Source organism: Actinosynnema sp. NPDC023587, from assembly GCF_040640215.1.
Taxonomy (GTDB): Bacteria; Actinomycetota; Actinomycetes; order Mycobacteriales; family Pseudonocardiaceae; genus Actinosynnema.
Genome location: NZ_JBFABG010000013.1, coordinates 41,915 through 65,182 on the forward strand (window position 1 = coordinate 41,915; position 23,268 = coordinate 65,182).

17 protein-coding genes are annotated in these 23,268 nt (G+C 73.9%); 9 read left to right on the plus strand and 8 right to left on the minus strand.

What is annotated here, in order from left to right:
- Nucleotides 1–716: 716 nt before the first annotated feature.
- Entirely contained in the window at nucleotides 717–1,016 is a 300-nt protein-coding gene (locus tag AB0G01_RS28000) for an STAS domain-containing protein (protein WP_360951188.1), read from the minus strand.
- Nucleotides 1,013–5,176, minus strand: a complete 4,164-nt coding sequence (locus AB0G01_RS28005) for a SpoIIE family protein phosphatase (RefSeq protein WP_360951191.1) — start codon at nucleotides 5,174–5,176, stop codon at nucleotides 1,013–1,015. The genes AB0G01_RS28000 and AB0G01_RS28005 overlap by 4 nt, the downstream gene beginning before the upstream one ends.
- A gap of 338 nt (nucleotides 5,177–5,514) precedes the next feature.
- Between AB0G01_RS28005 and AB0G01_RS28010 the strand changes: the two genes are divergently transcribed.
- Nucleotides 5,515–5,865, plus strand: coding sequence for an STAS domain-containing protein (locus AB0G01_RS28010; protein ID WP_360951194.1), 351 nt, complete (start codon nucleotides 5,515–5,517; stop codon nucleotides 5,863–5,865).
- A gap of 105 nt (nucleotides 5,866–5,970) precedes the next feature.
- On the opposite strand, the gene AB0G01_RS28015 is transcribed toward AB0G01_RS28010, so the two are convergent.
- Nucleotides 5,971–6,933, minus strand: a complete 963-nt coding sequence (locus AB0G01_RS28015; RefSeq protein ID WP_360951197.1) for a DNA topoisomerase IB — start codon at nucleotides 6,931–6,933, stop codon at nucleotides 5,971–5,973.
- 145 nt (nucleotides 6,934–7,078) lie between these two features.
- On the opposite strand from AB0G01_RS28015, the gene AB0G01_RS28020 reads away from it, so the two are divergent.
- Complete coding sequence (locus tag AB0G01_RS28020; protein WP_360951200.1) at nucleotides 7,079–7,588, plus strand: hypothetical protein; 510 nt, start codon at nucleotides 7,079–7,081, stop codon at nucleotides 7,586–7,588.
- A 79-nt stretch (nucleotides 7,589–7,667) separates the two neighbouring features.
- Here the strand turns inward: AB0G01_RS28020 and AB0G01_RS28025 are convergent, their stop codons facing one another.
- Together AB0G01_RS28025 and AB0G01_RS28030 are read right to left on the minus strand one after the other, a co-directional pair.
- Entirely contained in the window at nucleotides 7,668–8,459 is a 792-nt protein-coding gene (locus AB0G01_RS28025) for a DUF3152 domain-containing protein (RefSeq protein WP_360951203.1), read from the minus strand.
- The gene (locus AB0G01_RS28030) at nucleotides 8,456–9,976 is read right to left on the minus strand and encodes a putative glycoside hydrolase (RefSeq protein ID WP_360951206.1); all 1,521 of its coding nucleotides are present in this window, start codon (nucleotides 9,974–9,976) and stop codon (nucleotides 8,456–8,458) included. The genes AB0G01_RS28025 and AB0G01_RS28030 overlap by 4 nt, the downstream gene beginning before the upstream one ends.
- 198 nt (nucleotides 9,977–10,174) lie before the next feature.
- On the opposite strand from AB0G01_RS28030, the gene AB0G01_RS28035 reads away from it, so the two are divergent.
- Nucleotides 10,175–11,218: a polysaccharide deacetylase family protein gene (locus tag AB0G01_RS28035; protein ID WP_360951209.1), complete on the plus strand. Its 1,044-nt coding sequence runs from the start codon at nucleotides 10,175–10,177 to the stop codon at nucleotides 11,216–11,218.
- 59 nt (nucleotides 11,219–11,277) lie between these two features.
- Here AB0G01_RS28035 and AB0G01_RS28040 read toward each other — a convergent pair whose 3' ends face one another.
- Nucleotides 11,278–12,876 (minus strand): ABC-F family ATP-binding cassette domain-containing protein, encoded by a 1,599-nt coding sequence (locus tag AB0G01_RS28040; protein ID WP_360951212.1) that lies wholly within the window; start codon nucleotides 12,874–12,876, stop codon nucleotides 11,278–11,280.
- Between the two features lie 236 nt (nucleotides 12,877–13,112).
- Here AB0G01_RS28040 and AB0G01_RS28045 point away from each other — a divergent pair, with 236 nt between their 5' ends.
- From AB0G01_RS28045 to AB0G01_RS28065, 5 genes are all read left to right on the plus strand, one after another.
- On the plus strand, nucleotides 13,113–13,667 hold the full coding sequence (locus tag AB0G01_RS28045; RefSeq protein ID WP_360951215.1) for a nucleotidyltransferase family protein: 555 nt from the start codon (nucleotides 13,113–13,115) through the stop codon (nucleotides 13,665–13,667).
- Entirely contained in the window at nucleotides 13,664–13,912 is a 249-nt protein-coding gene (locus AB0G01_RS28050) for a BON domain-containing protein (RefSeq protein WP_360951218.1), read from the plus strand. The genes AB0G01_RS28045 and AB0G01_RS28050 overlap by 4 nt, the downstream gene beginning before the upstream one ends.
- Nucleotides 13,909–14,637 carry a metallophosphoesterase gene (locus AB0G01_RS28055; protein WP_360951221.1) on the plus strand — a complete coding sequence of 243 codons (729 nt, stop codon included), beginning with the start codon at nucleotides 13,909–13,911 and terminating at the stop codon, nucleotides 14,635–14,637. The genes AB0G01_RS28050 and AB0G01_RS28055 overlap by 4 nt, the downstream gene beginning before the upstream one ends.
- A gap of 2 nt (nucleotides 14,638–14,639) precedes the next feature.
- Complete coding sequence (locus AB0G01_RS28060; RefSeq protein ID WP_360951224.1) at nucleotides 14,640–15,152, plus strand: hypothetical protein; 513 nt, start codon at nucleotides 14,640–14,642, stop codon at nucleotides 15,150–15,152.
- Nucleotides 15,153–15,284: 132 nt separating this feature from the next.
- Nucleotides 15,285–16,145, plus strand: coding sequence for an alpha/beta hydrolase (locus AB0G01_RS28065; protein ID WP_360951227.1), 861 nt, complete (start codon nucleotides 15,285–15,287; stop codon nucleotides 16,143–16,145).
- Nucleotides 16,146–16,152: 7 nt separating this feature from the next.
- On the opposite strand, the gene AB0G01_RS28070 is transcribed toward AB0G01_RS28065, so the two are convergent.
- Entirely contained in the window at nucleotides 16,153–16,341 is a 189-nt protein-coding gene (locus AB0G01_RS28070; protein WP_360951230.1) for a DUF3072 domain-containing protein, read from the minus strand.
- 229 nt (nucleotides 16,342–16,570) lie between these two features.
- Here AB0G01_RS28070 and AB0G01_RS28075 point away from each other — a divergent pair, with 229 nt between their 5' ends.
- Nucleotides 16,571–17,347, plus strand: coding sequence for a hypothetical protein (locus AB0G01_RS28075; protein ID WP_360951233.1), 777 nt, complete (start codon nucleotides 16,571–16,573; stop codon nucleotides 17,345–17,347).
- A gap of 13 nt (nucleotides 17,348–17,360) precedes the next feature.
- Here the strand turns inward: AB0G01_RS28075 and AB0G01_RS28080 are convergent, their stop codons facing one another.
- Nucleotides 17,361–23,267 (minus strand): RHS repeat-associated core domain-containing protein, encoded by a 5,907-nt coding sequence (locus AB0G01_RS28080; RefSeq protein WP_360951236.1) that lies wholly within the window; start codon nucleotides 23,265–23,267, stop codon nucleotides 17,361–17,363.
- Nucleotide 23,268: the final 1 nt, after the last annotated feature.

Below are 23,268 nucleotides of genomic sequence, written 5' to 3' on the forward strand. Positions count from 1 at the left end.
GCCCAGCGCGCGCTCCCCCACAGGTCGTTCACTCGACCGGGTTAGTTCCCGAGGACTTCGGCCCACCTCCGGCACCCCGCCGGCCCGCAGCCGGGGTCGGCCGCAACCCGGAGGTCGGCCAGGACGTCACCGGTGTGCGCCGCGCTGCCGGATCGTCCGGACATCCACCGGGAACCCGGGGGCCGGACGGACCGACTACTGGAGCGAGGCCCGTCGTCGGGCCGCCAGGGCACGCCGGGCCGGTCGCTCTCCACCGACCCGGTGTCCAGGACCGCCGCGGACCCCCGCGCCGGCCGGGAGGCTCCTCATCCCGACCGGCGCGGGCGGTTCCGACCGGGCAGCGCGCGCACCCGGGCCGCACCGCCGCGCGCCGGCGCGCCCGAGGTCCCGCCGGCAGAACGAAACCGGTACCTGACAGGTCCACTGTGGACAGTGCGGCGGCCGGCCACAGGTGCGGCGCGCGGTGGGCCTCGATCGCGTCGAGCAGCCGCCGGTGGCTCTCCTCGGCACTGGCGGCCCAGATCGGCGGCGGACAGGACGTCGAGGTTGTGCGAGACGTCGCGCGGTCCCGCCATCCCGATGCCCCGCGCGTCCCGCACCCCGCTGCGCGCGCCGTCGCCGCCGACCAGCTCCACGCCGAACCGGACGTCGGCCGGACCGAGCCGCTCCGCGCGACCTCGGTTCCCGCGCCGGGGCGATCCCGTCCGCGCGGACCCCTACGCGTTCGAGTCCGGCACGCGGACCGTGGTCACGGTGCTGAGCCCCGAGACGGTCACCACGGGTTCCAGCAGGTCGGTGGTGACCAGCTCGATGCGGTCGGCGTGGGCGAACAGGACGCTCAGACCCGCGCTGTCGAGGTACTCGACCTCGGTCAGGTCGACCACGAGCCGCCCCGGGATGTCGTCGAGGGCGGCGGCGAAGGTCGGCGTGTTGCTCATGTCGATCTCGCCCACGACCTTGAGGAACGCGGTCCCGTCCGGGCCTCGGCCCGGGGTGAGGCTGAGCGGTGTGGTCATCGGGGAATCCTCAGGTGCATGTCGACGGTGGTGCCCACCGGTCCGGGGGTGACGGTGACCTGTTCCATCATCGCCCGCATCAGCTCGACGCCGCGACCCCGGTGCGGGTTGAGCTCGGGCTGGGGCGTCTTCCAGTGCCCGCTGTCCGCGACCTTCAGGTACAGGTCGCTGACCAGCGCCTCGGCCCGCAGCCGCACGGCGTTGCCGGGTCTGTCGCGGCAACCGTGCTCGATGGCGTTGGCGCACGCCTCGCCCGCCGCGACCAGGACGCTCTGCACGGCCTGCGGCGGCAGGCCGCACTTGGCGAGCCAGCTTCGCAGGGTCTTGCGCACCGGGGCGAGCTGGCCGGACTCGGCGGGGAAGGTCAGGTCAAGTGGCGCGGGGTGGCGGTAGAGCAGCAGCGCCACGTCGTCGTCGTACCCGTCGGCGGGTGCCAGGCGGGCCATCACCTGGCTCGCCAGGTCGTCAAGGGCGGTGTCCCGGCCCTGCGCGACGGCTTCGCCGGCCTTGTCGATGCCCACGGTCAGCGGGCGGCGACGCCGCTCCACGAGCCCGTCGGTGTACATCAGCAGCGTCGCCCGGGGCGTGACGGTGCACTCGGCCTCCGGGCGGGCGGCTCCCGGCCGCACCGCGAGCGGGATCGAGCGCCCCTGGTCGAGCAGTGCGGCGGTGCCGTCCGGGAGGGCGAGGATGGCGGGCGGGTGCCCGGCGCTGGAGTAGGTCAGCAGACCGGTGTCCGGGCTCAGCACACCGCAGAACACGGTGGTGCACATCGCCCCGGGGAGGCTCGCGGCGAAGTGGTCCAGGGCCATCAGGGTCCGGGCCGGCCCGATCTCCTGGAGGAGCAGGGCCCGGCAGGCGCTGCGCAACTGCCCCATCACCGCCGCCGCCTTCAGCCCGCGACCGACGCAGTCGCCGACGACGATCCCGATGCGGCCGTCCGACAAGGCCACCGTGTCGTACCAGTCGCCGCCGATCTCCAGCGGGCGCGCGGCGGGCTCGTAGCGGACGGCGAACCCGTCGGGCAGGCTGGAGGGGCCGAGGATGGCGCGCTGGAGCGCCAGGGCGGTTTCGCGCTGCTGGTCGATCTGGTGGGCGCGGGACAGGCCCTGGGCCAGGTGCCCGGCCAGCAGGGACAGCAACAGCTCGTCCTCACCGCTGAACGGGCGGTGCTCGTCGAGGTCGAGCCGGAGCGCCAGGGGGCCCTCCGGGTGCTCCAGGGCGATCCCGACGCCGGTCGCGCCGTCGACGACCGGGCCCAGGCCGGGCCGCTCGCGCAGCGCGGTGAACTCGGCGCGACGCCGCTCGGGCAGGTCGTCCCAGGACAGCTCCGGACCGGTGCCGGTCACCGCGGGCGCGCCCCGGTCGGTGAAGACCGCCGCCGTGACGCTCCGGGCGTGCCAGAGGACCTTGAACTCCTCCAGCGCGCCGGCCAGCGCCTCGGGCAGGCTGGCGGCCTCCGACAGGCGCATGCCCAGCACCGCCAGGGCGGTGTCGCGCTGGATGGCGTGGTGCTCGGCGGTGACGTCGCGGAACGTGCCCACGATGACCGTGCGCCCGCTGTCCGGGTCCTGGGCGGGGTTGAACGTGACGCTGATCCACAGCCGGTGCCCGTCGCGGTGGGTCACCGGCGTGGTGTAGCTGCCCTGGTTCCCGGAGAGCAGGCCGTCGAACGCCTCGGCGAACCGCCCGTGGGCGTCGGCGTCGGCGACGTCCGGCCACCACGGGTGCACCGGGTGGTAGGGCAGCCCCTCCGGGCCGTAGCCGAGGATGTCGGCGAACGCGGAGTTCACCTCGATGACGCTGCCGCGCTCGTCGCAGACGAAGAACGCCTCCTGGAGGGAGTCGATCAGCGCGGTGCGCCAGCGGGCGTGGTGGTTGCGCAGGCGGGCGAGCTCCACGTTGGCCCGGACCCTGGCCAGCAGCTCGGCCGCGGCGAACGGCTTGACCAGGTAGTCGTCGGCACCGGCCTGGAGGCCCTCGATGGACGCCTCCTGCCCGGCGCGGGCGGACAGCAGCACCACCGGCACCGCCGCCGTGCGCGGATCGGCCCGCAGGGCGGCGACCAGGGACAGCCCGTCGAGCCGGGGCATCATCACGTCGCTGACGATGAGGTCGGGTGCCCGGACGCGGGCCGCCTCCAGGGCCTCCACCCCGTCGTGGACCGCGTGGGCGGCGTAGCCGGCACCCTCCAGCAGCCGGGTGAGGTACTCCCTCATGTCCGCGTTGTCGTCGGCGACCAGCACCGTGGCGGGCACCGCGGAATCGCGCCGGGCGCTCTCGACGACCGGCGGCAGCTCGCCGGGTACCGGCCCGCCGCGCTCGTCGGGCAGCCAGCGCAGGGCCTCCCCCACGTACGGCTCGGCCGTGGCGGACACCGCCGAGCGGGTCGCGCCGGAGGTCGTGGACGGGGCGGGCAGGTGCGCGGAGCCGAACCGCAGGCGGATGGTGAACCGGGTCCCCCGGCCCTCCTCGCTCGCCGCGGAGATGGTGCCGCCGTGCAGGCCGACCAGCTCGCGCACGAGGGCCAGGCCGATGCCGCTACCCTCGTTGGAGCGCGAGCGGGCGTTCTCGATGCGGTGGAAGCGCTCGAACAGCCGGGGGATCTCGTCGGGCGGCACGCCGATGCCGGTGTCCTCGACGGTCACCACCGCCTGGCCGCCGGCGGTGCGCACGGCGACCCGGATCGAGCCCTCGAAGGTGAACTTCAGCGCGTTGCTGAGGAGGTTGAGCACCACCTTCTCCCACATGCCCAGGTCCAGGTGCACGGGTTCGGGCAGCGGCGGGCAGTCGACCTCGAAGGACAGCCCGGCCTTGTCGATCGCCGAGCGGAAGACGCTGGCCAGTTCGGCGGTGACGACCGGCAGGTCGACCGGTTCGAAGCTCGCCCCCATCCGGCCGGCCTCGATGCGGGAGAAGTCCAGCAGGGTGTTGACCAGCTTGCCCAGCCGCAGGCCGTTGCGGTGGACGACCTCCAGCTCCTCGCTCACCCGGGGCTCGGAGCCCGCGAGCCGGTCCCGCAGCTCCCGCACCGGGCCCATGATGAGGGTCAGCGGGGTGCGGAACTCGTGGCTGATGTTGGAGAAGAACGCGGTCTTGGCCCGGTCCAGCTCGGCCAGCTCCTCCGCCCGGCGCTGCTGGGACTGGTAGCTGCGGGCGGCGGCGATCCCCGCCGCGATGTGCCCGGCGACGAGTTCCACGAACCCGCGGTAGCCCTCGTCCAACTGCCGGTAGCGGTTGAGCCCGACCACCACGAACCCGTGCGGCGCGGCCCCCTGCTGCTGCAACGGGGCCACCAGCGCCCGGGTGGGCGGCTCCTCCCAGCTCCCGGTGGGCAACCCGGCGAACACCGGACCGTCCAGCTCGACCAGCGCGGACTCGCCGCGGGCGAGCGTGGCGACGGGCCACGGGCCGTCCTGGTCGTCGACCGGGATCGCGGTCGGGCCGGCCGGGTGCCCGGGTGTGATCCCGGTCGCCGCCGCCAGGTGCGCCGAGCCGTCCTCCGCGAACAGGTAGGTCAGGGTGAAGGGCAGGTCCCGCCGGTTGCGGTCGAGCTGCCGGCCGGAGAACGCCAGGGTCTCCTGGTCGGTGCGGACCACGCTGGGGTCCGAGCCGAGGTCGCGCAGCGTCGCCATCCGGCGCTCGCCGATGACCCGCTCGGTGTCCTCGCTGACCACGCACAGCATGCCCACGACCGCGCCGCCGTCGTCGCGCAGCGGGCTGTAGGAGAACGTGTGGTAGGTCTCCTCGGGGTACCCCGAGCGCTTGAGGAAGAGCAGCAGCGCTTCGTCCCAGGTCGCCTTCCCGGTGGTCAGGACGGTCTCGATGCGCGGACCGATGTCGCCCCAGATCTCCGCCCACACCTCGGTCGCGGGCCGGCCCAGCGCCCAGGGGTACTTGCGCCCCAGGGTGTCGCGCCGGTAGGCGGCGTTGCAGAAGAACGTCAGCTCGGGCCCCCACGCCAGCCACATGGGGAAACGGGAGGACAGCAGGATGCTCACCGCCGTCCGCAGGCTCTGCGGCCAGGACGCCGGCAGGCCCAGCGGCGTCGCCTCCCAGTCCACCAGGGCCAGGTCCGGGCCCACCTCGTCGTCGACGGCGAACACGTCGACGCCCGGGACCGCCGGCTGGTCGACCTCAGCGTCGCCGGGACTCACCACGGGCCACCCCTTCGTCCACACCGGCCCGCGCCCGGAGGCCGCCCCCGGCACTCGTGCCGCGGGACTTCCGTCGTGGCGGCAGCTCGGTGAAATGATTCATAGGATAGGACAGCGCCCCGGGGGACGCGCACACCGCTGTGCGCGCTCCCGGGGATACCGATCGGACCCGGGAGGAGCATGTCGAGGATGACGGACTGGAGTTGTCGCGAGCTGCCCGGACCGGGTTCCGGGCAGCGGCGGACGGCCCCGGTGTACCCACCGGCCCCTCCGGGAAACCCGGACCGCGGACGCGGCACCACCCGTCCGGCACCAGCACCACCCACGGCACAGGAGACCCGGTGAACGATCCCATCCTTACTGTTGCCCTAGACCGGCCCGCGCCGGGTCTGACCGTGCTGCGGGCGGCGGGCGAGCTCGACCTCCACACCGTGCCCCGGCTGCTCGAAGCACTCGACGGGGCGGCCTTCGACGCCGAGCTGGTGATCGACCTGGCCGGGCTCGGCTACTGCGACTCCACGGGCATCACCGCCCTGATCACCACCCACCAGCGCGCCCAGGCCGCCGGCGGCACCCTCGAACTGGCGGGCGTCACGCCCGAGCTCATGCGCGTGTTCCACATCGCCGGGCTCGACCAGCTCTTCTCCTTCCGCCCCGGCGTCGACCAGGCGGACGAGACCCAGCGGACGTGATCCGGGAGGCGCGACGCCGGCCGGCCGCGCCCCGGTGACGTGGGGGTGGCCCGCACCCCGGCAGACCGGTGCCGGGGTGCGGCGGTCGAGGGCGACCGGCGCGGGTCACCTGTCGAGCAACTGCACCACCGCCTTCTCGACCGTCTCCCGGTCGCCGTCGACGTCCGCGAGGACGACGCCCTGGTCGAACGCCGTCAGCAGCCGGGGGTCCACGTAGGACTTCCTGGCCACCGCCGGGGTGTTGCCCAGGTGGTCGGAGACCTCCCGCATCACCGCCGCCTCCACGCGCTTGCGCCCGCGCCGCGACGACGGCCGCTCCGCCCGCGCCAGGGCCACCGCCGCCAGCACCGTCGCGTGCCAGGTCCGCAGGTCCTTGACCGAGTACCCGTCCCCCACCAGCTCCTTGAACCGCTCGTTCACGTCCTCCGCGGTCACCCCGTGGCCGGACCGGTCCACCAGCAACCGCTCGTCGCCGGACCTGGTGCGCAGCAACGACTTGACCGCGCGCGCCAGGTCGCCGTCGGTCACGCTGGTGGTGAACTCGATACCGCCCTTGGCCGGGTAGTGGAAGTCCACGGCGGACCCGCGCACCGCCACGTGCGCGCACAGCAGGGTCGCCACCCCGTGCGTCCCGTTGTCCTCCGCGTAGGACTCGCCGCCCACCCGGAACACCCCGCGGTCCAGCATCGCCAGGGCCGCCGCGACCACCCGGTCGTGCTCGCGGCCCCGACCGCGCAGCGCGCGGGCGACCTCGGCCCGGAACGCCGGCAGCAGCGGGGCCAGTTCCAGCACCCGGTCGTGCTTCGCCTCGTCCCGCTCCCGCCGCCACCGGTCGTGGTAGAGGTACTGGCGGCGGCCGGCCGTGTCCGTGCCGACCGCCTGGAGGTGGCCGTTGGCGTGCGGGCACACCCAGACGTCGCGCCAGGCGGGCGGGATGGCGAGCGACTTGATCCGGGCCAGCTCGTCCTCGTCCGGCGCGGCCCCGTCGGCGTCGGTGTAGCTGAACCCCCGGCCCCTCGGACGTCGTCGCCAGCCGGGGCCGTGCGGATCGCTGCGGCGCAGTCTCACCCCACCGAAGTGCCCGTGCCCCGGGCCGCCGAAACGTCCGCGAGGGGTGCCCGTCGACCGGTCGGGGCGTGCGGGTCTCACCCGATCGGGGAGTTTGCGGATCGGGTCGTGCCCGGCCCGGCACAGCGGCTTCTACAGTGTGGAAGTGACCGTGCAGCCAGGGATTCCGCAGGTGTGGCTACCCACCTACGACCGCGGCCTGGTGCGCGCCGACCTGCTGCTGCGGATCGGCGCGGCCCTGCTGCTCACCCCGGACCCGCCCCTGCCGTACGGGGTCGTGGTGCAGTTGCACGGCGACTCGGACGGGCACCGGGGCCGGGGCCACGAGTACGTCGTGACGCACGCCGACACGCTGGACCGCGCCCAACTGGTGCTGCTGGAGATCCTCGCCGAGGTCGACCGGGCGCTGACGTCCGGGCAGTCCGGCGTGATCGAGTTCGACACGGACGGCCACCCGGTGCTGATCAACCTCCAGCACCCGGCGGGACCGCCGCTCCAGCCGTCGATCGACCCGCCGCTGCCCCGGGAGGAAGCGGACCTGCCGGTGAGCGCGGAGCCGCCCCTCTGGCAGGGCACCGAACCGCTGGTGCGACCGACCGCGAGCGCACAACCCCGCTCCGAGCCGTCGGTGCCCGCCGATCCCGTGCTCGACTGAGCCGGTACTCGACTGAACCCGTACTCGACCGGGCCCGTGCTCGACAGGGCCGGGGAGCCGCTGCGGCACCGGAGTGCCGTCAAGGGGTGGGCCACGCGTTCGCGGTGCAGGACTTGCCGTCGGCGGTGACCGTGGTGCCCTGGTCCACTCCGGACGTGATGGCGGCGAGCTCGTCGTTGTCGGTGCTCAACGTCTGCTGCATCATCACCGGCGCGGGTGCCCCGTCCACCGGGCACGGCTCGTGCCCGTGGCCGAGGAAGTGGCCGACCTCGTGGTTGACCATGTAGAGCCGGTAGGCCCGCAGCTCGCCCTGGAACGCGTGCGCACCGCGGAACCACCTCGGCACGCTGAGGTAGATCTCGGACCCGATCCGGCACGAGGTGTCGTACGGCAGTTCGAAGCCGCACAGCCGCCGCGCGGTCTCCTGCGAGGCGAGCCGGATGCGCAGCTCCGGTTCGGCGGTGCCGTCGGCGCGGTGGAACGCGTGCCCGGCCCGCGCCCAGCCGCGCGGGTGGACCAGCGCGTAGTCCACGACGGCCGCGAAGCCGCCGTCACCGCCGGGCAGCGCCATCCCGTCCTCGACCTCGACCGAGTACGAGGTGCCGCCGGTCCCGAACGCACCGGGGAGCACCCGCCACGTGCCCGCGCCGTGCTCCGGGAACGGCGGCCCCGGCGGCAGCTCGGCGATCCGGCGGCCGGCCGACGACGCGGTGGGCGGCGCGGTGGGCGGCACCGCCTCGGCCACCGCCGGCACGCCGGAGGTGGGCCACCGGACCGCCACCGTGCGGGTCACCGAGCCGAACTCCGGCACCAGCACGGCGGTCGCGGCCAGGCACACCGCCGTCAGGTAGGCAACGGGCCCAGCTCTCATGCGGGCTCCAGACCGGCCCCGCCGTACGCGCAGGCCGCGTTCCACAGCAGGAACGAGGGCGCGCCCGCGTCCCGCGTCGCCGCGACCTGGGCCTGGATCTCACCCGGGCCGTAGTGGTGGCCCAGCGAGAAGGCTTGCAGCCACGGGATGACGACCGCGCCGGTCCCCCGGGTCAGGTCCACGAAGTTCGCGACCGACGCCCGGACGATGTCGTACGGCTTGGCGTTGGGGTTGTCCACCCCGTACTCACCGGGACCCCAGTGCGACGGGTAGACCATCGGGGCGACGTAGTCGACGTGCGGCGACATGCCCGGGATGTCCTGCGCCACGTCGCCGGGGCTGTGCGCCGCTATCCCGAACACCGACGCGCCGAGGTAGGCCCCGAGCGGGCGGACGGCCGCGCGGCTGTCCCGCAGGAAGTCCGTGATGGACTGCTCGGGCGTGCCCGTCAACCCGGGGAACACCATCCGGCCGATCGGGCCGTCGGGACGGCGCACGTAGTCGTACAGGACGTCGTCGAAGCCCAGCCCCGCCGCCTCCTTGGCGATCGCGATGTTGTAGTCGCGCACCTCGGTGTTGGCGAAGTTGGTGAAGGCGTACTCGCCGTAGTGCGCCGACCAGGCCGCGCCGCCGGTGTCCTGGGTGACCCGGTCGCGCGCCCCGGACTCCCACGACGCCCGACCGAGCACCGGGTCGCGGAACGCGACCAGCCGGCCGACCACCCGCAGTCCCATGCCGTGCAACTGGTCCAGCGCGGCGCGGGCGTCGTAGTAGCCGCGACTGGCACCGATCTGGCGGGCCAGCGGGACCTGGGAGTCGTAGCCGATCTCGCCGCTCTCGTCCTTGATGTCGAGCTGGACGGTGTCGATGCGGTGCTCGCGCGCCAGGGCCAGCACCGGGTCGCGCAACTCCGGGGTGGCCCACGCGGTGGCGGACAGGTGCACCGCGCGCATCCCCGGATGGGTGACCTTGATGGCGACGTCCTGCTGCGCCGTGTTGCCGGCGCGGTCGGCCGACCGCACCTTCAACTGGGCGGGCACGGCGTCCAGCGACGCCTCGAACCTGCCGTCGCGCACCGGGACCTCCCGGTCGCCGAGCAGGATCGTGTCCGCACCGTCGACCGTGCCGCGCACGGTCAGCGGACCGCGCGGCGACGTGGCCTCGGCGGGCTCGACCGCCACGGCGGGCGGGGTGCCGTCGATGGTGAACGTCCGCTCGACGGTCTCGTCGGGCATCCACGGCAGCGGGTTGGGCGCGGTGGCGGACAGCGTGTGGTCCCCCTCGGCCAGGTCGACGCCCACGAGCGTCATCCGGCCGCCGTCGTGGTTCACCTCGACCGGCTGGCCGTCCACCTGGACCGAGACGTGGTCGAGGTCGGCCGGGTCGGCGGTGGTGATGGCGACGCGCTGCACGCCGGCCGGTGTGATGGAGCCGCCCTCCGCGAGGTCGGTGACGGCGAGGCTGACGTCGCGGCTGTGCACGATCGTGGTGACGGTGCCCGCCACCAACAACAGCACCGCGACTGCGACTAGGGGTACCAGGACGCGCTTGGTCCTGGAAGGTGTATGCGACACCGGCGACTCCTTGGTCCGGGTCCGGCACAGTCAAGCAGCGACTAGCCCGCCGCGTCGCCCGGCAAACGCAACGTCATCCGAAGGTGGGTATGTTGCCCACCTCGGCTTTCCGGTCCGCGCCGACGCGCCACTATCTGGGGTGTGAACGACGCACCCGCGCCCACCCGTCGCAGCCCGCTCGCCGCCGCCCTCGTCGCGGCCGTCTGCTGCGCGTGCGGCGCTCCACCGGCGGCGGAGACCCCCGCCCCGACGCCGGTCGCCCCCGCGGCACCGGCGGCGCAGACCTCGACCCCGCCGCCCGACCCGGCCTCGATCGGCGCGAACGAGCTGGGTCAGGTCCCGGTCCTGATGTACCACCGGCTCACCGCGCAGCCGACGTCGGTGTACGACCGCACCCCGGACGGGTACCGCGCGGAGCTGGAGCGCCTGGCCGCCGAGGGCTACGTCCCGGTGACCGCGACCGAGTACGCCACCGGCCGCATCGACGTCCCGGCCGGACGTCACCCGGTCGTGTTGACGTTCGACGACGGCGACCCCACCCAGTTCGCGCTCGGGCCGGACGGCGGCCCGGCACCGGGCACGGCGATCGCGATCCTGCTGGACGTGGCCGCCCGCCACCCGGGTTTCCGCCCCGTCGCCAGCCTGTACGTCAACGCGGCCCCGTTCGGCACGCCCGACGGCAAGGGCGTGCTGCCCTGGTTGCGCGACCACGACTTCGAGGTCGGCAACCACACGCAGCAGCACACCAACCTGTCCGCCGCCGGCGACGCGGAGGTGCAGGAGGCGATCGCCTCGGGCCAGCGCGAGATCGACAGCGCCGTGCCGGGGTACCGGGTCTCCAGCCTCGCCCTGCCGTTCGGCGCGGTCCCGGGCAACGGGCCGCTCGCCCTGCGCGGGTCGCACAACGGCGTGACCTACGAGCACTCGTGCGTCCTGCTGGTGGGGGCGAACCCCGCGCCCTCGCCCTACGCCGACGACTTCGACCCGCTCAACGTGCCCCGCATCCGCTCGCAGGACGCGTCCGGCGAGGAGGCGAAGTACGGCTCGACGTCGTGGCTGGACCAGTTGGCCGCGAGCCCGGCCGGCCGGTACACCTCGGACGGCGTGGCCGACCGGATCAGCTACCCGGCCGCGTCCGGTGGGCAACCCGCCCAGCGGTTCGCCGCCAAGGCCGTCGCGTACTGACCGCGCCGCCGGGCGTCCACCGGCCACCCGGCGGTCGGTCGGAACGGGGTGCGGTCCGTTCAGAGCGCGAGGCGCGGCCAGGACCGGGTGTCCCGCAGCAGTTGCCGGTCGTGCGTCGCGATCACCACGGCGGCCGGGGTGCGGTCGAGCGCGGCGGTCAGCTCGTCGACGAGGGCGGCCGACAGGTGGTTGGTCGGCTCGTCGAGCAGCAGCACGTGCGGCCGGCCCGCCAGCACCAGGGCCAGGTCCAGCCGCCGCCGGGCACCGACCGACAGCTCGGCCACCGGCCGGTGGAGGTCGTGGTGGTCCAGCAGGCCCAGGTCGCCGAGCTCCGGCGCGGGCACCCCCGAGCGGGCGACGTGCTCGCCGTAGAGCCGCGCCGGGGTGCGCGGGTCCGGCGGCGCGGACTCCTGGCCCACCCTCCCCACCCGCACCGGTCGGGCGCGGGTGAGCCGGCCCGCGGTGGGCTCCAGGTCGCCCGCCAGCACCGCCAGCAGGGTCGACTTGCCCGCGCCGTTGGCCCCGGTCACCACCAGCCGGTCGCCGGAGCCCACCGCCAGGTCGACCGGACGCGCGAGCCTGGCCGCCACCGTCACGCCGTCGGCCCGCAGCAGGTTCCCGCCGTGTCCGGGCAGCTCGGGCGGGGTGAACCGGGCCGGCGGCGACGGGACGGCCACCACGTGCGCGGCCAGGTCCTCCTGCCGCCGGTGCACGGCCCGCACCAGGCCGGGAGCGCGGGTCGCGCGGGTGTGCCGGCCGTGCCCCTTGGCGGGCCGCCAGTTGTCGCGCAGCCGGTTCCGCGCCGCCGACAGGTCGTCGGCCAGCCGCTGCCGCTCGGCGAGCTGCTCGGCGTGCAGCGCCTCCCACCGGGCGCGCTCGGCCCGACGCGCCTCGACGTACGCGGCGTAGCCCCCGCCGTAGGCCCTCGGCCGGCCGTCGCTGGAAGGGTCGAGGTCGAGCACGGAGGTGGCGACGTCGGCGAGCAGCGCCCGGTCGTGGCTGACCAGCACGACCACGCCGGGGTGGGCGCGCAGCCGCTCGGTGAGGTGGTCGAGCCCGCTCGCGTCGAGGTGGTTGGTCGGCTCGTCGAGCAGCAGCACGGGGTGCCCGGCCCCGAGCAGGCAGGCCAGCCGCACCCGGTGGCGCTGCCCGACCGAGAGGGTGCCGAGCGGGCGGGTGCGGTCGGCCACGGCGTCCAGCGCGGCCAGCGAGACCTCGACCCGCCGGTCGGCGTCCCACGCGTCCACGGCCTCGGCCGCCGCGAGCGCCTCGGCGTAGGCGTCGGCCGCACCGGGTCCGCCGGCGGCGAGGGCGTCGGCGGCGCGCTCCAGGCGGGCCGACGCGGCGCGCACGGCGGTCAGTTCGAGGTCGATCAGCGCGCCGACGGTGTCGGCCGGGCCGAGCGGGAGCTGCTGGTCGGCGACGCCGACCGAGCCCGCGCGGTGGACCTCGCCGCGGTCGACGGGCAGGTCGCCGGCGAGCACCCGGAGCAGGGTGGTCTTGCCCCGGCCGTTCTCGCCGACCACGGCGACCCGCTCGCCGCGACCGGCGACGAGGTCTACCCCGGCGAGCACGGGCCGCCCGCCGTAGGACACGTGGACGTCCGACGCGCGGACGTGCGCCGCCCGCGCGGGGGCGGGCGGGATTCGAGCGGACATGGGGAACTGCCTCCAACGAGAGGTGATGCGCGAACAGGACGAGGCCGGCACCGCGACTCGCGGGTGCCGGTGGAGGCGTCGTCCCTCAGAGGAAGTACAACTGCGACATCACGTGCTCCACGGTAATCGGGACGACAGCCCTGGTCACCTGGATTTGCGGGCCCCGACCGGCCGGGGACGGCGGTCGCCGCCGTCCACGCCTGTGTGAACCGCGACCCGTCGGGGTAGTCATCGGCATGAGCGGCGTTCAAGACCAGTTGTTGCGCACGTTGGTCAAAGCGGCCAACGGGCTTCGTGAACAGGGAATTCCGTTCGCGCTGACGGGCGGGTGCGCGGTGTACGCCCGAGGTGGGCCGGCGACCGAGCACGACGTGGACATCCTGGTGCGCGAAGAGGATGCCAAGCCCGCGGTGAGCGCGTTGGTGGCGGCGGGGATGCGGGCCGCCGACGCGCCCGAGGACTGGTTGTTGAAGGTCTACGACGGCGATTCGCTGGTGGACCTGCTCTTCCGCCCGAACGAGCTGCCGGTCACCGATGAGACCCTGGCCCGCGCCGAGGCGCTGGCCGTCGGCTCGGTGACCCTGCCGGTGATGTCCGCGACCGACGTGATGGTGAGCAAGCTGCTCGTGCTGGACGGGCACCGGTGCGATTTCAGCGAGCTGCTCCCCTTCGCCCGTGCGCTGCGCGAGCAGATCGACTGGGCACACGTGATCGACGCGACCGCCCACTCCCCTTACGCCGAAGCGTTCCTCGTGCTGACCGAACGCCTGAACCTCAGGAGCACGCCATGACCGCCGAGCAGTACCTGTCCGCGCGCCTCCGCCGGGCGCTGGCCGAAGACCCGCGCACCACCGAGTTGGGCGTGCGGGTGACCGTGCGCGGTGACAACGTGCTGCTCTCCGGGGACGTGGCCTGCGCCGGGCGCAGAGAGGAGCTGGAGGCGGTGATCCACGAGATCGCACCCGAACTGACGGTGTTGGACGACGTGCGGGTGGTGCCGGCGGGAGAGCCGGAGGGCCGGGAGGAGTTGCGATGATCCGCGTCGGGGCGGTCGGGGACGTGCACCTGGGGGAGGACGCCAGGGGCCTGTTGCGACCCGCGTTGGAGAAGGTGGGCGAGCACGCGGACGTGCTGCTGCTGGCGGGTGACCTGACCCGGCACGGCACGGTGGCCGAGGCGCGGGTGGTGGCCGACGAGTTCGGCGGCCTGCCGGTGCCGGTCGTGGCGGTCCTGGGCAACCACGACCACCACTCCGACCAGCCCGCCGAGGTGACCCGGGTGCTGCGGGACGCCGGTGTGGTCGTGCTGGAGGGCGAGACCGCCACCTTCGACATCGACGGGCACACGTTGGGCGTGGCCGGTGTGAAGGGGTTCGGCGGCGGGTTCGCGGGCAAGTGCGGCAGCGCGTTCGGCGAACCGGAGATGAAGGCGTTCATCGGCCACACGATGGAGATCGCCGAATGCCTGGAGAGCGCACTGGGCAGCCTGGGCACGGACGTCAAGGTCGCGTTGACGCACTACTCCCCCGTGCCGGACACGCTGCGCGGCGAGCCGCCCGAGATCTACCCGTTCCTCGGCTCCTACCTGCTCGGCGAGGCGATCGACGCGACCGGCACGGATCTCGCCGTGCACGGGCACGCGCACTTCGGCGTCGAGCACGGGATGACGCCGGGCGGGGTGCGGGTGCGCAACGTCGCCCAGCCGATCATCCGCTCCGCGTATACGGTCTACTGCGTCGAACCCGCGGCCGTGGAGGCATGAGAATGACGGAGACCGAGCCCTCGGGCCCGTCCGTGGTGCGATCGGGCCCGACCGGCGCGCCGGTGGTGCTCGTCCTCGACCCGGCCGGTGCCGCGCCGCACGGCGAACTGCCCGCCACCTGGCGGCCGTTGACCGAGCACCTGCGGGTGGTGTGGTGCCGGCTGCCGGTGGTGGACGAACCGCTGCGCGCGGCCGAGGACGTGCTGGCCGAACTCGCCGGGCAGGAGGTGCACCTGGTCGCGGGCGCGGCGGCCGGCGCGGACGTCGGCGAGCTGGCCAACCGGCACAGGGACCAGGTGCGCTCGGTGCAGACGTTCGCCGCGCCGCTGCCCCTCGGCCACCCGGACGTGGTGCTCACGGTGCTGGAACGCCTGCTGGCGGAGGACGTCGTCGCATCCGACGCGGGACTGGACATCACGCGCGGCGCACCCGCCGGGAGTTCGCTGCTGGGCGATGCCGCGACCGCGCTGTGGCAGTCGTTGTACCAGTTGGCCGAACGCCTCAAGATCCGCTGACCCCCGCCGGAACGAACCGCCACGAACGTCGGAGAACCGCGATGGCCTTGTGCCGTCGCGGTTTTCCGACGTTTTCCGCCTGCCCACGCCGAGGTGGTCGCGATCCCCGCGCCGGTGTGTGAGGCTCGGAAGATGTTCGAAGGATTCGCGGAAGAAGAGATCCCGGTCGGCGAGGCGACGATTTTCGTGCGGCACGGCGGCGAAGGACCACCGGTCCTGTTGCTGCACGGCCACCCCAGGACGTCGGCCACCTGGCACCGGGTCGCGCCCCTGCTGGTGGCCGACGGGTTCACGGTGGTGTGCCCGGACCTGCGCGGGTACGGCCGGTCCCGGGGACCCGCGCCCACGCCCGATCACCGCGCCCACTCCAAGCGGGTCGTCGCGGGTGACCTCGTCGCTGTGATGGAAGCGCTGGGGCACAGTCGTTTCCGGCTCGTCGGGCACGACCGGGGCGGGGCCGTCGCGCTGCGGTTGGCACTGGACCACCCCGAGGTGGTCGAGCGGGCCGCGCTGCTGGACTGCCTGCCGATCAGCGAGCACCTGTCCCGCATCACCGCGAAGTTCGCCACCCAGTGGTGGCACTGGTTCTTCTTCGCCCAGCCCGGCACGCCGGAACGCGTGATCAACGCCGACCCGGTCGCCTGGTACGCGGGCGACCCGGACCGGATGGGGCGCGAGAACCACGACGAGTTCCGCGCGGCCACCGGCGACCCGGACGTCGTGCGGGCCATGCTGGAGGACTACCGGGCCGGGCTGACCGTGGACCGCGCGGACGAGGAGGCGGATCGGGCGGCGGGCGTGCGGCTGCGCTGCCCGACCCTCGTCCTGTGGTCGTTGGGCGACGACCTGGAAGACCTCTACGGCGACCCGCTCGCGATCTGGCGCGCGTGGGCCGACGACGTGCGCGGCCACGGAATCGACTCGGGGCACCACGTCGCGGAGGACGCCCCCGAGGCCCTGGCCGCCGAGCTGGCCGCGTTCTTCCGGCCGTGACGACCGGCTACGCGCCGCGCCCGGTCTTCTGCTGGAGCCGGTCGATGAGCTGCGACGCCTCGACCTTGGTCAGGCCGTCGGGCACCTGCTCGCCGGCCTCCTGCGCCAGGGTGTGCAAATAGGACTCCTGCGGCCCGGTCATGGGCTCGTCGCCGGTCGTCCAGTCCTGCGGGTCCTTCTCCGGTGTGCGGTCCACGACATCTCCTCTGCTCGAACGCTCGTTCGAGATACCCGCGACGGCGGCGGCCCAACCGTCCGATCTCGAACGTGTGACGAACGAGGTACGTCGTGCGGGACGCGCCGACCGTGTCGCGGCGCACCCGCGAGGTGACGATGCGATGTCCCCGATGGCCGGAGTTCCCCCTTCCAGGGCAACATCGTCTTTTCGCAGTGCACGGCCCGATACGCGCCGGTACCCAGGGTCCATGAACGACGATCGAAACCACTCGACCGGCCGGAACACTCTTCTCGTCTCGGCCCTGACCACCGCGACGGTCGCGGTCGGGTTGACCGCCGTGCTGTGGACCGGGACGGCCGCCGCCGCGCCGGTGGTCGCCGGACCGCCCGCCACGCCGTCGGAACCGGGCGTCGGCTGGTCCGCGACCCGACCGGGGTGGATGTCGCCCGGGTCCGATCACGACGCACCGCCGGCCCCGGTCACCGCCGACCCGGCTCCCGCCACCGAACCGGCCCCCGCCACCGAACCTGCGCACGCAGGGTCCCCGGGCCCGGACAAGGGCGACCCGCCCACGACCACCACGGTCGCGGCGACCACCACCCCCTTCCAGGCACCCACCACGACCGTCGTCCCGACCACCACGACCGCCGCAGCACCCGCGACCACCACGCCGACCACGGTCGACGCGACGGCCACGACGCCGATCACGGGCACGGCCTCGGCACCTGCCTACTCGGCACCGGCCAAGGCGGCGGCGGGGCCCCGTCCGAACCCCCCGGCCGAGTCGCCCGGCGGCCGTCCCGCCGAACCGGTGCTGGCCGCCACGGGGGCCACCGACCGCTGGATCGGCCACCTGGTCTTCGGCCTCCTGCTCGTCCTGGCCGGCGTGGCCACCACGGTCGCCACCCGCGTCCGACGCCCGGCGGCCACGACCGGCCCCGCCGCGCGCGGGTTCACCCGCTCCAACGCGCGTGGTCCCCGCACGCACCGGAGCGCGCACGGGGACCACGGGGTTCACGACTAGGCGGGACCCGACCTCACCAGGTCCAGATGTAGTCGGTGTAGGTGACGGACTTGGACCAGCTCCCCTTGCTCGTCACCGGCCAGACCATCGAGATCGACTTGAGCTGCGTGCCGCTGTCGTCCAGCCCGACCTTCAGACCCACCTCCCGCACCGAGACCGGCAGCGTCACCGACTGGGCGGTGCTGAAACCCACCTCCTGCGGCGTGAAACTGATCTTGTCGGAGATCTGCGGCGGCTTGAACTCCGTCAACGCCTTGATGGACTTGGGGATGTCGCTGGGCCGCAGGGGGATCTTGGAGCTGAAACCGATGTTGCCGAAGACCCCCTTGGTGTCGGCACCGCCGCACCCCGTGATGGTCAGGATGATGTTGACCGGGATGTCGATGCACCGCGAGTAGTTGACGTGCTCCAGGAAACCGGCTTCCTTCTTCGCCGTGTTCGTCTTCGCGGCGGCCAGTTGGCGCTCGCGCTCCGCGACCTCCTGCTGGTTGATCGACTTGCCCTTGCGGCCGACCTGGACGTTGCCGCCCCTGTCCACCGCCGGACCGGGCCGGTTGCGGCGCTCCTGCTCGATCTGCCACCGGCGGTGGGTCTCCTCCATGCGGGTCTGCTCCCGCTGCCACGCCTCCGGGTTGCCCCTGGTCGTGTCCACGCCCACCCGGCAGTCGCCGAACTTGTTGCAGATCGGCTGCGTGCCCTCGGGGTCGCTGAAGGCCACCGGGTTGCCGAACGAGTAGCCGTAGGCGTCCAGGTGGCGCGGGTCGCCGTCGTCCAGCACCGGGTCCACCGACAGGAACGCCCCGGCGGCCGGGTCGTAGTCGCGCGCGCCCAGGCGGGTCAGCCCGGTCGACGAGTCGTGCACGCCGCCCACGTAGCCGTGCGAGGTCGGCCACGCCGGTGCCGGGCCGCGGACCACGCCGTACGGGTCCAGCCGGCGTTTGGTGTGCGCCAACGTGGCCGCGTCCAACGACAGCGTGCCGCTGCCCTGCCGGTCGGAGACCAGGTAGGCGGTCGCCGAGCCGGTGCGCGAGGCGACGATCTGGCCGCCGTGCGCGTAGTAGCGGGTTCCGGTCAGCTCGCCGGTCGCCTTGTCCAGCCGCAGTTCGCCGCCCGCCAGGTGGAGGGTGGTCGAGTCCGGCCGCTTGGCCAGCAGCCGGACGTTGTCCGGGGTGGTGACGTAGGTGGTGGTCACGTCCCCGGCGGTCGCGGTCGACAGGTGCCCTTCGCTGTCCCAGGTGAAGGTCTGCCCACCGGGGCGGGACGTCGTGTTGCCGGTCCGGTCGTAGGTGTGGGCACCGGCGCTGGTCGTCTTCGGGGCGTGCGGCTGGGGTTGGCCCACCTCCGGGTAGGTCGTGGTGACGGTGGTGTCCGGCGCGCCGCCGACGCCGTGGCGCACGAGTGACGTCCGGCGGCCCAGGGCGTCGGACCGGTAGGAGTTCCAGTAGGGCGCGGGACCGCCGGGCGCGGCTCCCGGTGCGGCGCACGCCGCCGTGCTCGTCCACGCCTCGGTCAGCCGGCTCAGCCCGTCGTAGGTCAGGCACTGGCGGTCGGGCGCGCTGCCCGCCGTGGTGGTGTCCTGGGTCGTGACGTTGCCCGCCGGGTCGTAGCCGTAGGAGGTCTGGTCGGCCTGGACCGCCGACGCGGTCTCCCGCTCGACCACGGAGTTCTGCACCCGCCGGGTGCCCTCCTCGAAGTAGGTCGTGAGCCAGGCGCGCCTGCCGTCCGGGCCGAGCTGCAACTGGGTGAGCTCGCCCAGCGCGGTGTAGACCGCGTTGCCGACGTACGTGGCCGTGCCCGCCCTGACCTTCGTCGGCAGGCCGAGCGGGTCGTAGCTGTAGACCACCGTCTCCTCGGGCAGCGCGCTGCCCAGCGCGGGCAGCCGGGTCGAGCCGATGGTGCCGTCGGCGAGGTAGGTGGTGCGGGTGGTGTAGGTGCCCTTGAGGCCGCCTTCGCTGTCGGGGATGGTGACGGCGGTGTCCACCGGCCGGTAGGACGCGTCGAACGACGTGACGCGCTGGACGTAGGCGTCATCGCCGACGAACCGGGTGGTGGTGTCGAGTCGGCCCTTCTTCACCGCGTCGTAGGACCAGCTCGCCAGCACCGCGCCGGTCGCGGAGTCCTTGCGCAGCTCCGTTTTCCGGCCCAACGCGTCGTAGGCGGTGACGGTGGTCTGCCCGCGCGCGTCCGTTTCGGACACCGGCCGGCCGGTCGCGTCGTAGGTGGTCGTCGCGGTGCCCTTGTCGGGGTCGGCGGTGCGGACCCGGTTGCCGGACAGGTCGTAGCCGTAGGTCCACACGTTGCCGACGTGGTCGGTGATCGTGCTCAGCAGGCCCGACTTGGTGTAGGTCCGCTTGGTCGAGACGGGACCGGTGTCGGGCAACTGCCGCACCTCGGTCACGTTGCCGCGCGCGTCGGTGTAGGTGGCCGACGGCGTGCTGCCGCGCGGCGGGGTGACCGTCACGTGGTCGCCGCCGTACGCGGTGGTGGTGGACCACTGCGGCTCGTTCAGCTTCTCGTAGGTCTCCTCGGTCTTGCGCTCCGCGCCGTCGTAGGTGGTGGTGGTCTGGTTGGGGATCTGGTTGTCCAGCGGGGCGAAGAGGCTCTTGTCGAGCGCCGAGGCGTTGTAGTAGGGCGAGTTCGTCGCGGTCACCAGGCCGCGGGTGCCGTAGAGGGTGTCGGTGAGCACCCGTCCGCCCTGCGGGCTCGGCTCCTGGGTCTGGCGTTCCCGCAGGAACCCGTCGAACAGGGTGAGGCTGGTGCTGTAGTTGGAGTTCGCCTTGAGGCGCTGGGTGCTGATCCAGGTCGGCCCGTCGGTGCGCAGGCCGTACTCGAAGCGGACCGACGGACCCTGCCCGCCGGCCTTGGAGCGGCCGGGTGCCCACGCCTCGACGAGCCGGCCCAGCGGGTCGAACCGGAAGTCGGACCGGTTGCCGTTGGCGTCGGCGGTGGCCACCACCGCGCCCCACGCGGGGTCGAGCGTGTTGACGGTGGTGTGGCCGAGGGCGTTGGTCTCGGCGGTGGCGGTGACCGGTCCGGTGGCCGGCGAGTACGCCTTGGTGGTCTTGCGGTCCAGGGCGTCGTAGCTGTCCAGCGGGCGGCCGTACCGGTCGAACGTGCCGCGCTGCCGGGTGGCGTACCCGATCGTGCCGCCGACCGACGACATGGCCTCGACCCTGGTGGTGTCGCCCGTGGTGGGTGCCTCGCCGAACGCGCGGCCGTCGTAGTGGAACCGCTGGTCGCCGATCAGGTCACGCGGCCACACGGCGGCGGTCCCGCACCTGACGCCGACCGTGACCTCCCGGCCGGGCAACGAGAGCAGCCACGTCCCCGGGTTGCGGGTGTAGGTCGTGGTGGTGCACCGGTCGTCGTCGGGGTCGGCGACGTCGCCGAGGTCGCTCGACTCCGTGCGCAGCCCGACGTCGTCGTAGGACAGGCGGGTCTCGGTGCGGCGCGGCCCGCCGGACTCCAGCGCGGTCCGCCCGAACGTCGCCGCCGTGCGCACGATGGCCGCCTTGAGCGGTCCTTGCGCGGCGGTCTGCACCACCTTGGGGTCGTGCACGGTGCCCGTCACCTCGGCACCGCCGTCGTAGGTGGTCCGCTCGCGGAGGAACCCGTGCAGCGGCGGGTCGTCCGCGATCCCGGCCACGGTCACCGCCTTGGTGCCGCCGGCCTTGAGCCGGTCGCCGTTCATGCCCCGGAAGTACCGGTACCGGGTCGTGCTCCGGGTGCGGTCCGCCGGGTTGTCCGGGTCGCCCTTGCGCACCACCACCTTCTCGTAGCCGCGCCAGTCGGTCCACGACCGGTGCTTCTCCTCGACGAACGGGTCGTCGCGGTAGGCCCACGCCGCGCCGCCCTCGTACTCGTAGGCGGTGAACTGGGTGGGCGCGCCGCCGACCCGGTCGACGAGGCCGACCGACGCCACGACGTAGCGGTGGTACCAGTCGTCGACCGGCATCGCCTTGTCCGGGGCCCACCGCACCGGGAAGCAGCGCCGCGCGTTGGTGTCCGGTGCGGGCAGCGCGCCGGCCGTGCAGTCGACCGGCGCGTAGTTCACGTCGATCTGGCCGCCGGAGTCGGTGTGGACGGCGCGGACGCGGTTCTTGTTGCCCGGCGGCAGGCCGTCCAGCGCGCCGTTGACCCGGTTGGCCTTGTTGTCCGGGTCGGCGGTGAACGTCACCGCCGGGGTGGTCGCCTCGCCCCCGACCAGCCCGGTGTGGCCGATCCCCTTGAGCCACAAGGCGGGACTGGTGTTGTCGCCGGTGACGGGGTAGCTCTGGTCGAACGCCCAGCGCTCCACCGCGCGGTACTCGCCGCCGGACCGGATCTGGGTGGTGACGGCGGACAGCCGCTTGGTCGACCAGAACGTGGGCGAGTACTTGCCCGCGCACGTCTCGCCGCCGCAGTCCTGGTCCCACGGCACGTCCGGCCACGACGCGGGCGTCCTGGCCGCGCAGTTCGCGCCCGGCGCGCACCGGTCGACGACGTCGAAGAGCACCCGGGCGGGCGCGTCGCCGGCGACGCCGGGCCTGGTGCCGTAGTCGATCCGGCGCAGCGTGCCGCCGCGCACGTAGGAGTCGGTGGCCTTGGCCAGGTCGCGGCCGTACTTGTTGGTCTCCGGCTCGTAGGTGTAGCTCATCGAGTTGCCGTGCCGGTCCACGACGTGGTCGAGGTTCCAGCGGTAGGCCTGCCGGCAGAACGAGTCGCCGTACGCCGCCTGGTGGCACGGCTCGCCCGCGTTGTTGCCCGCGACCGGGACCGTCCAGACCGACTTGGTGGCGGCGCGCCCGTCGGGCAGCTCGTGGAGCCCGAAGGTGTACTGCGTGCCGTCGGTCGTGGTGAGCCGCCAGTACTCGCGGTTGTCGTCGCCGTTGTCGGAGCCGCCGGCGTCGGAGAACCGCTCGACGCGGCTGCCGTCGTCGTTCTTGAGGTGCCAGCGGCCGGTGGCGTCCTCGACCAGCTCACCGCTGCGGCCGGGCAGCGACAGCGTCGCGTTGTCCGAGGCCCAGCACAGGTCGCCGGTCCTGGTCTGCCCCTGGTTGCCGCCGAGGTCCGTCGCGCAGCCCTTATACCGCCGCTCGACGTACCCGGGCGAGAGGTCCCAGCCCTCGCCGACCCACGACGTCTGGCTGTTCGCGGTCGCGACCCGGCCGTCCACGGCGGCCGAGTTGTAGGACACCTCCAGCGGCGGGACGAGACCACCGGGCACGGGCGGCACCCGCAGGTCGTAGTTCCAGGAGAACGAGCCGCTCTGCTCGGAGACCGTCCACTCGCCGGTCTGCCCCAGCGAGGTGGCCGCGTAGTCGCCCGACGGCCCGCCCGGGTCGGCGGTCACCGCGTAGGTGGTGCGGGTCGCGGAGACCGGGACGTCGGCGGACAGCGTGCCGGCGGCGGTGTCGTTGCGGGTGTTCGCCGGTTCCGGCGCGCCGTCGAGCGGGACGAACCTGAGCCGAGAACCCCAGTCGCCGCCGTAGGCGTGCCGGAAACCCCGGTAGTCCACCGAGAGCGACACCGGCGCGGACGCCGGGACGCCGTCCGCGCGGCCGACCGCCACGACCAGGCCCGCGACACCCCGGCCGGTGGACTCGGCCTGGCGCAGCACCTCCACCCGCACCGAACCGGGAGCGCCCTCGCCCTCGACCCACAGCGGGAGCGCACCCGCCCGCGCGGCCCGCGCACCGCCCACCGGGACGGTGAACGAGCCGTGCGGCCACTGGACCACCGGCGTCCCGCGCACCTCCTCGGCCGCGTTCACCGCCGGCGGGGTGACCGGCACGGTGCCGCCCTCGACGGACTTGAGCTGTTGCGCGGCCTTCGGCGTCACGGCCGCCGCCGCGTGCTGCGGCACGACCACGACCAGCGCCGCACCGAGCGTCCCGCCGACGATCGCGGCCCACCAGCGCCGCGGCGATCTGCCCCTCATC